7 protein-coding genes are annotated in these 8,205 nt (G+C 70.2%); 1 reads left to right on the forward strand and 6 read right to left on the reverse strand.

Annotation, left to right across the window (positions count from 1 at the left end; genetic code table 11):
• Positions 1-9: 9 nt before the first annotated feature.
• From kdpA to ASC67_RS20065, 5 genes are all read right to left on the reverse strand, one after another.
• Positions 10-1,740, reverse strand: coding sequence for a potassium-transporting ATPase subunit KdpA (gene kdpA, locus ASC67_RS20045; RefSeq protein WP_056326548.1), 1,731 nt, complete (start codon positions 1,738-1,740; stop codon positions 10-12).
• Positions 1,740-1,829 (reverse strand): K(+)-transporting ATPase subunit F, encoded by a 90-nt coding sequence (gene kdpF, locus ASC67_RS20830; protein ID WP_011830096.1) that lies wholly within the window; start codon positions 1,827-1,829, stop codon positions 1,740-1,742. Before kdpF ends, kdpA begins: the two co-directional genes overlap by 1 nt.
• A 230-nt stretch (positions 1,830-2,059) precedes the next feature.
• On the reverse strand, positions 2,060-3,160 hold the full coding sequence (locus tag ASC67_RS20055; protein ID WP_056326551.1) for a PA0069 family radical SAM protein: 1,101 nt from the start codon (positions 3,158-3,160) through the stop codon (positions 2,060-2,062).
• A gap of 43 nt (positions 3,161-3,203) precedes the next feature.
• Positions 3,204-5,684 (reverse strand): bifunctional diguanylate cyclase/phosphodiesterase, encoded by a 2,481-nt coding sequence (locus ASC67_RS20060; RefSeq protein WP_056326555.1) that lies wholly within the window; start codon positions 5,682-5,684, stop codon positions 3,204-3,206.
• Complete coding sequence (locus ASC67_RS20065) at positions 5,681-7,021, reverse strand: HD-GYP domain-containing protein (protein ID WP_056326558.1); 1,341 nt, start codon at positions 7,019-7,021, stop codon at positions 5,681-5,683. The genes ASC67_RS20060 and ASC67_RS20065 overlap by 4 nt, the downstream gene beginning before the upstream one ends.
• Positions 7,022-7,140: 119 nt before the next feature.
• Between ASC67_RS20065 and ASC67_RS20070 the strand changes: the two genes are divergently transcribed.
• Positions 7,141-7,770, forward strand: a complete 630-nt coding sequence (locus tag ASC67_RS20070) for a LysE family transporter (RefSeq protein ID WP_056326561.1) — start codon at positions 7,141-7,143, stop codon at positions 7,768-7,770.
• Between the two features lie 30 nt (positions 7,771-7,800).
• Here ASC67_RS20070 and ASC67_RS20075 read toward each other — a convergent pair.
• Positions 7,801-8,205, reverse strand: a 405-nt coding sequence (locus ASC67_RS20075; protein WP_404932896.1) for an AMP-binding enzyme, incomplete at its 5' end; no start/stop codon positions are given.

Raw genomic sequence — 8,205 nt, forward strand, 5'->3', positions numbered from 1 at the left:
TCCGCCCGCTCAGCGCGCCGCGGCCTGCATCAGGTGCTCGACCACCGGACCGAGGGCCAGTGCCGGGATGTAGTTCAGCAGCCCGACCAGCAGCACCGTGCCGATCAGCAGCGCGACGAAAAGAGGCCCGTGCGTCGGCAGCGTGCCGGCCGTGACCGGCAGGCGCTTCTTGGCCGCCAGGCTGCCGGCGATCGCCAGCACCGGCACGATCACGCCGAAGCGCCCGCACCACATCGCCACCGCGAGCAGCAGGTTGTAGAACGGCGTGTTGGCCGACAGGCCGGCGAAGGCGCTGCCGTTGTTGTTGGCCGCCGAGCTGAGCGCGTAGAGGATCTCTGTGTAGCCGTGCGGCCCCGGATTGCCCGGGCCCGCCGCGCCGGCCGGGGAGGTGAGCGCGACGGCGGTTCCCAGCAGCACCAGCAGCGGCGTGACGAGGATGACGACGGCCGTCATCTTCATCTCGTAGGGCTCGATCTTCTTGCCCAGGTACTCCGGCGTGCGACCAATCATCAGCCCGGCGATGAAGACCGTGAGGATGGCGAACACCAGCATCCCGTACAGGCCGGATCCGACACCCCCGAACACCACCTCGCCGAGTTGCATCAGCATCAGCGGCACCGCGCCGCCGAGTGGCGTGAACGAGTCGTGCATCGCGTTCACCGCGCCGCAGGAGGCCGCGGTGGTGACGGCCGCGAACAGCGCCGAGGCGGCAACGCCGAAGCGCGCTTCCTTGCCTTCCATGTTGCCGCCGGGCTGCAGCGCACCTTCCGTCGCATCGATGCCCAGCGCGGCAAGCTGCGGGTTGCCCTGCTGCTCCAGGCTCGTGACGGCCACGACCGCGAGCACGAAGATCAGCGTCATCGCCGCCAGCAGTGCGCCACCCTGGCGCGAGTCGCCGACCATGCGACCGAACGCGAACACCAGACCGGCCGGGACCAGGAAGATCGCCAGCATCTGCGCGAAGTTCGACAACGGTGTCGGGTTCTCGTACGGATGCGCCGAGTTGGCGTTGAAGAAGCCGCCGCCATTGGTACCGATCATCTTGATCGCCTCCTGCGACGCCACCGGGCCCATCGCCAGCGTCTGCGGGGCGATCGCCGCGCCCTCCAGCGTGGTCACGTCCTGGTCGGGCTGGAAGTTCTGGATCACGCCCTGGCTCACCAGGAACACCGCGAACACCAGCGACAGCGGCAGCAGCACATAGGCAGTGATGCGCGTCACATCGACCCAGAAATTGCCGATGGCCGACGACGAGCGCGCGGCAAAGCCGCGGATCAATGCGAAGGCCACCGCGATGCCGGTCGCGGCCGACAGGAAGTTCTGCACCCCGAGCGCGAGCATCTGCGTCAGATGACTCATCGTCGCTTCGCCGGCGTAGCCCTGCCAGTTGGTGTTGCTGACAAAGCTGACCGCGGTGTTGAACGACGAGTCGGCGCCGACCCCCGGCAGGCGCTGAGGGTTCAGCGGCAGCCCGCCCTGCAGCCGCTGCAGTGCATAGACCGCCAGCGTGCCCAGCGCATTGAAGGCGAGCAACGCGAGCGCATAGGCCTTCCAGCCCATGCCGGCTACAGCGTCGATGCCGGCCGCGCGGTACAGCGCGGACTCGGTACGGCCCAGCGGCGCCAGCGCCCGCGGCAGGTGCCCTTCTGCCACGGCCGCGAGCCAGCGGCCCAGCGGCCAGGCCAGCAGCATCAGCAGCGCGAGGAAGACCGCGAGCTGGATCCAGGCTTGCGCACTCATCAGTAGTCCTCGGCCTTCAGCAGGGCATGCAGCAGGTAGACCAGCAGGCCGGCGGCGACTGCACCGCCGAGCAGGTAGAGGCCGCTCACGGCCGGGCTCCCAGCGATTCGCAGACCCGCACCAGCCCCGCGATCGCCATGACGAACAGGGCCCAAAGCCCCAGCATCACGACGTCCATGCGCACCTCTCGGCAACGGTGTTTTCCATGCACGAGATGCTAGGAAGCGCCGCCTCAGGACGGCATACAAAGCCGCGCCGGGCGCATCAAGAAAGCGTAAAGACGGCGGCGCGGGCGGCGCCAGATCGCGCGGCGCAGGTGTCAGAACAGCGTCTGCTGCGCCGGGTCGCCGAGCGGAGGGCGGAAGCGGCTCGTGTCGAGCACCAGGCGCTCGTGCGCCAGGCCCTGCCGCGCCTCGGCCTTGCGAACGCGCTGGCGGATCAGGTCGGCCCACGGCCCGGCGCCCTTCATGCGGGTGGCGAAGTCGGCGTCGTAGTCCTTGCCGCCGCGCATCTCCTGCACGCGGGCCATCACGCGCGCCGCACGCTCCGGCAGGTGCTGCTCCAACCACTGGCGGAACAGCGGCGCCACCTCCCAGGGCAGGCGCAGCACCGTGTAATGGATGGATTTCGCCCCCGCCAGCGCGGCCGCCTCGACGATGCGCTCGATCTCGGGCTCGTTGACGAAGGGGATGATGGGCGCCACGTTCACGCCCACCGGCACGCCAGCCTCGGCGAGCCGCTGCACGGCCCGCAGGCGGCGCTGCGGTGACGCGGCCCGCGGCTCGAGCCGGCGCGACAGGCCACTATCGAGCGTGGTGATGCTGATGAACACCATCGCCTGCCGGCGGCGCGCGGCCGGCGCGATGAGATCGAGATCACGTTCGACGCCGGCCGACTTGGTGACGATGCTGAACGGGTGCTCGCAGGCGGTCAGCACCTCCAGCACCGCGCGGGTGAGGCGCAGCCGCCGCTCGATGGGCTGATAGGCATCGGTAACCGAGCCGATGTTGATGGCGCTGGGCCGGTAGCCCGGCCGCCCCAGCTCGGCACGCAGGCGCTCGGCGGCATTGACCTTGGCGACCAGCCGCGTCTCGAAGTCCAGGCCGGGCGACAGGTTCAGGTAGCTGTGGGTGGGCCGCGCATAGCAGTAGCTGCAACCGTGCTCGCAGCCCCGGTAGGGGTTGATCGACAGGTCGAAGGGGATGTCCGGCGAGTCGTTCGCACTGAGGAGGGTCTTGACACGCTCCTCGCTGACCTGGGTCACCGGCGGGGGTCGCCCGCCGTCATCGTCGGCAGTCGGCGATTCCCAGCCATCGTCGACGGCCTCGCGCTGGTCACGCTCATAGCGGTGGGCGATGCGCACCGGGGTGCCGCGGCCCTTGATCGGGTCGGCCAGGGGCGCGGGGCGGATCGTGGCCATGAGGGCCACAGGATACTGTATTTATATCCAGTCTTTATGGAGCTCAGGCCAGAGCGCGCGCCTTCACCCCACTGGGGAGGTCGAGCATCGTCGCGGTCCGCGCCTCGAACTCCGCTACCGGCAGGGCCGGCGCGAACAGGAAGCCCTGGATCTCGTCGCAGCCGGCGCGTTGCAGGAAATCGCGCTGCGCCACCGTCTCCACACCCTCGGCGATCACGCGCAGCCGCAGCGCACGCGCCACCTGGATCACCGCCTGCGCGATGCCGGCATCGCTCTCGTCACCCGGCAGGCCCTTGATGAAGCTGCGGTCGATCTTGAGCTTCTTGATCGGAAAGCGCTTCAGGTAGCCGAGGCTCGAATAGCCGGTGCCGAAGTCGTCGATCGCGAGCTGCACGCCGAGCCGGTCGAGCGCACGCAGGCGCTGCAGGGCCTCGTCGGCGTCGCGGATCAGGATCGACTCGGTCAGCTCGAGCTCGAGCCAGGGCGCCGGGAGCTTGGCCTCGGCCAGCACCGTCGCCACGCGGTCGACGAAGTCGGCCTGCTGGAACTGCAGCGCCGACACGTTCACCGACACCACCATCGAGCGGCCCTGCGCACGCCACAGCGCGGCCTGGCGCACCGCCTCGCGCAGCACCCAGTCACCCAGCGCGACGATGAAGCCGCTCTCCTCCGCGACCGGAATGAACTCGCCCGGCGAGACGTCGCCGAGGTCGGGATCTCGCCAGCGCAGCAACGCCTCGGCACCGACCACCGCGCCCGAGGCGATGTCGATCTGCGGCTGGTAGTGCAGCCGGAAGTCGCCGCGCTCCAGCGCCAGGCGCATGGAGTGGTCCAGCTTCATGCGCGCCAGCAGGTCGACGTTCATCTGCGGCTGGTAGAAGCGGAAGCCGGCACGCCCGCGCTCCTTCACGCGGTACATCGCGGCGTCGGCGTTCTTGATCAGGTCGTCCATCGACTCGCCGTCGTTCGGGTACATCGCGATGCCGATGCTCGCGGTGACGCTGAAGCTCATGCCCTCGAGCGTGAACGGTTGCCCCAGCACCTCGAGCACGCGCCGCGCAATGGCCTCGGCACCGCGCGCATCGGTCTGGTTCAGCAGCATCACGAACTCGTCGCCACCGAGCCGCGCCACGGTGTCGATCTGGCGCAGGCAGGTCTTCAGCCGCTCGGCCACCTCGACGAGCACACGGTCGCCGAACACGTGACCGAGCGAGTCGTTGATCTGCTTGAAGCGGTCGAGGTCGAGGAACAGCAGCGCGAACGGCGCCTGGTGGCGGTGCGACATCGCCAGCGCGAAATCCAGGCGCTCGGCCAGCATCACGCGGTTGGGCAGGCCCGTCAGCGCGTCGGTGAAGGCCAGCTCCTCGATGCGCTTCTGCGCCGCCACGGTCTCGGTCAGGTCCTTGAAGAAGCCGACGTGGCGCACGCCGGTCTCGCCCGGGTCTGCGGCATTCGCGGCCAGCCGCACCAGCGACACCTGCCCCGGCAGCGTGCTGCCGTCGGCGCGGCGGTGCCACAGCTCACCCTCCCACACGCCGCGGCGCGCGAGCTGCTCGCGCACCGGCTCGAACCAGGCGATGTCGGCGTCGTCGGCGCCGGGCGGGTGCAGCAGGGCCTCGGTGCGCAGGCCGACGAGTTGCTCGCGGCCGAGCCCGGTGACGCGCTCGCAGCTGGCATTGACGGCAGCGATGCGGTGTTCGCCGTCGGTCACGAAGATCGCGTCGAGGCTCGATTCGAACACCTGGGCGGCGAGCTGCAGGCGCGCGGCGCTGGCCAGTTGCTCGGTGATGTCGCGGAACGAGCAGACCCGGCCGATCGGCTGGCCGCGGCCGTACTGCGGCAGCACCACGCGCTCCAGCACGCGCCCGGAGCGCAGGCGCAGCACGTCGCTGGCCCGCAGCAGCGGGTCACGGTCCAGTTCGTCCAGCCGCTCGACGAACACCTGTTCGTCGACGACCTGGCGGCGCATCCATTCGAGGATCTGGCTGTCGTCGCGCTGCGTCAGCAGCTCGACCGGCATGTCCCACAGCTGCGCGAACAGCTGGTTGCAGCCACGGATCGCGCCGTGCAGGTCGGTGACGAGGATGCCCTCGGCGGTCGACTCGAGCGTGGCGCGCAGTTCGGCCACCAGCTTCTCGAGTTCGTCCTCGGCCTGGCGCTGGGCGCTCTGGTCGCGCAGCCCGAGCACGTAGATCGCCTGCCCCGGCCGCATCCAGATGCGGTTGACGCGCCGCTCGACCGGGATCATGCGGCCGTCGGCATGGCGCACGAAGCTGTCCGAGTGGATCTGCGGGCCTTCGGCCGTGCCGACCCCAGCCGCCATGTCCTCCCAGAAGCACTCGTCCTCGGGGGTGGCCGACAGCTCGATCACCGGCCGACCGACCAGCGCCGACAGCGGCTGGCCGAACAGGGCGGCCGCGGCCTCGTTGGCCGCGACGACGTGCAGGGTCAGCGGCTCGACCAGGCAGACGGCCTCGAGCAGGCTGCCGATCAGCGGTTCCCACACGGGCGGCGGCGTCGTCATGCGGCTCCCCGGGCGTCGAGCGCGCCGGTCTCGCGGGCGCGCTCGAAGAAATAGCAGACGCGCGGCCGCGGCGACAGGTAGTCGAGCGTGGCCCGCGGCAGGTGTTGCGGCTTCAGGCTGCGGCGGATGCCGAGCGTCGGCGTGGTCTCGAGGTTCAGCGGTACGGCTTCGTTGCGCGGCTGCTTGGGCTCGTGCACCAGCACGCAGGGCTTGAGCGGCCGGGCCGAGTTGACCGAGACCACCATGCCGTAGCGGTCGTCGGTCAGCTGCACCACCGAGCCGGGCGGGTACACGCCCATCATCTTGACGAAGGCGCCGAACACCGCGCTGTCGAACTTGGCCTTCATCTGTCCGTACATCAGCGCCAGCGCCTCGTGCGGCGTCAGCGCCTGGGCCGGCGTCGCCGGGTTGCACAGGTTGTCGTAGCGATTCACCAGCGCGACGATCTTGGCCGCGGCGCTCATCCGGTCGGCGCCGAGCTTGAGCGGAAAGCCGGTGCCGTCGGCGTATTCGTGATGCTGTGCGAGCACCAACAGCGCACCGGGCGCCAGCGTCATCTTGCGGCCGAGCGTCACGCCGTGCGAGACGTGCTCCTGGTAGAACTGCCGCTCGTGGCTGGACACGCTGGGCGACAGCGGGTCGAGCCAGCGCACGCGATCGGGCAGCTCGATCTTGCCGATGTCGTGCAGCATCGCGCCGGTGCCCAGATCGAACATCTCGGACTTGCTGAGCTCCATCTGCTTGCCCAGCAGCAAGGAGATCACGGTGACGTTGATCGCATGCATCGAGCCACGGTCGCCCGCGCCTTCGTTGAGCAGGCGGATCGCCATTTCCTGCGCGCCGAGCACCTTGTCGAGAAAACCGTTGACCTGCGCCTCGGTCTGTTCGCGTGCGGCTTGCGGCTGGCTGCTCGCCAGTTCGAAGCTGCGCCTCAGCACGCGCCCGGCTTCGCTGTAGTGGCGCTCGGCCTGGGCCGCACACGCCTGCTCCGCCAGCAGGGCCTCGCGGCGCAGGCGGCGCTCGACTGCTTCGGGCGTTTCCACCGGCGCGACGGGCACCGCGGCGGCATCGGCAGCCGCAGCCGCCGGCGCCTCGACGCCAGCCGCCTCGGCACTCAGCACGCCCTCGCCGACCAGGCTCTGCAGCGTCGTGCTGTCGCTGCGCTGCGGCGAGATGCGCACCCGTTGCAGGCCCAGCCCGAGCAGCGTCTCGAGTTGCTGCTCGGTCGAGATGCGGAAGTTGTTGAGCGGGAACGGGTGCTCCATCCACCCCAGGTCGAGGTGAACGTGCAGTCCGATCCGCAGCTTCCGAACGTCGATGGTGGGGCTGTCGTGCATGAGGTTCTGGCCGGGGAATGGCCCCGGCGTGCCCTTTTTTCGGCACTTGCCGGCCTTCCTTGAGCGGCGCAAACCCGGCACCGCTAAAGTGCCGGGCTCGAACTCCTGCCGAGGCCCCCATGTCGCTGACCGTCTGGTTGACCTTTTTCCTGGCCGCCTGGGCCATCAGCATCTCGCCCGGCGCCGGCGCCGTGGCGGCCATGAGCGCCGGTGCGCGCTACGGTTTCGTGCGCGGCTACTGCATGACCTTCGGGCTGGTGCTGGGCATCCTGACCCAGGTGCTCGCGGTCGGCCTGGGCCTGGGCGCGCTGATCGCCACCTCGGCCACGGCCTTCGCAGTGATCAAGTGGCTGGGCGTCGCCTACCTGCTGTGGCTGGGCGTGCAGCAATGGCGCGCCCCGGCGGTGCCGCTGGTGCAGGCGACAACCGAGGCCACCGTTCCGCGCATCGGCACGCTCGTGCTGCGAGGCTGGATGGTGAACGCCGTGAACCCGAAGGGCACCGTGTTCCTGCTGGCCGTGGTGCCGCAGTTCCTGGACCTGGCCGCGCCGCTGGCGCCGCAGTACCTGGTGATCGCCGCGACGCTGGGCTTCACCGACCTGGTGGTGATGGCGGTCTACACCGCACTGGCCGCCCGGGTGCTGCGCGCGCTGCAGACGCCGCGGCAGATCCGCTGGATCAACCGCGTGTTCGGCAGCCTGTTCATCGCGGCCGGCGCGCTGCTGGCGAGCTTCCGGCGCGGCGCCTGAGGCCCGCGGCGGCAGCCGCCCGCGCCGGCCTCACCTGCCGAGCAGTTCCCGGATGGCCTGCAGGGCCGAGGGGTCCTCGATGGTGGTCAGGTCCCCGGGGTCGCGGCCCTCGGCCACCGCCTGCAGCGCCCGGCGCAGCAGCTTGCCCGAGCGGGTCTTGGGCAGCACCGTCACGAAGTGCACCCGCGCCGGCCGCGCCACCGCCCCGAGTTGCTGGTCCACCGTCTTCATGATGTCGCCCTCGAGCTTCAGCCGCGCCGCCGGCTCGTCCAGCCCCCGCGCGTCCTTGGGCACCACGAAGGCGACGGCCACCTGGCCCTTGAGTTGATCGGCCACGCCGACCACCGCGACCTCGGCCACGTTGGCGTGGCTGGAGACGCTTTCCTCGATCTCTCGGGTGCCCAGGCGGTGGCCGGCGACGTTGATGACGTCGTC

It is taken from the genome of Methylibium sp. Root1272 (assembly GCF_001425905.1).
Taxonomy (GTDB): Bacteria; Pseudomonadota; Gammaproteobacteria; order Burkholderiales; family Burkholderiaceae_C; genus Methylibium.

Coding starts and splice junctions, on each gene's coding strand:
- ASC67_RS20070 (WP_056326561.1), top strand. CDS start 7,141: ATGTCGCTGACCGTCTGGTTGACCTTTTTCCTGGCCGCCTGGGCCATC.
- ASC67_RS20060 (WP_056326555.1), bottom strand. CDS start 5,684: ATGACGACGCCGCCGCCCGTGTGGGAACCGCTGATCGGCAGCCTGCTC.
- ASC67_RS20055 (WP_056326551.1), bottom strand. CDS start 3,160: ATGGCCACGATCCGCCCCGCGCCCCTGGCCGACCCGATCAAGGGCCGC.
- kdpA (WP_056326548.1), bottom strand. CDS start 1,740: ATGAGTGCGCAAGCCTGGATCCAGCTCGCGGTCTTCCTCGCGCTGCTG.
- ASC67_RS20065 (WP_056326558.1), bottom strand. CDS start 7,021: ATGCACGACAGCCCCACCATCGACGTTCGGAAGCTGCGGATCGGACTG.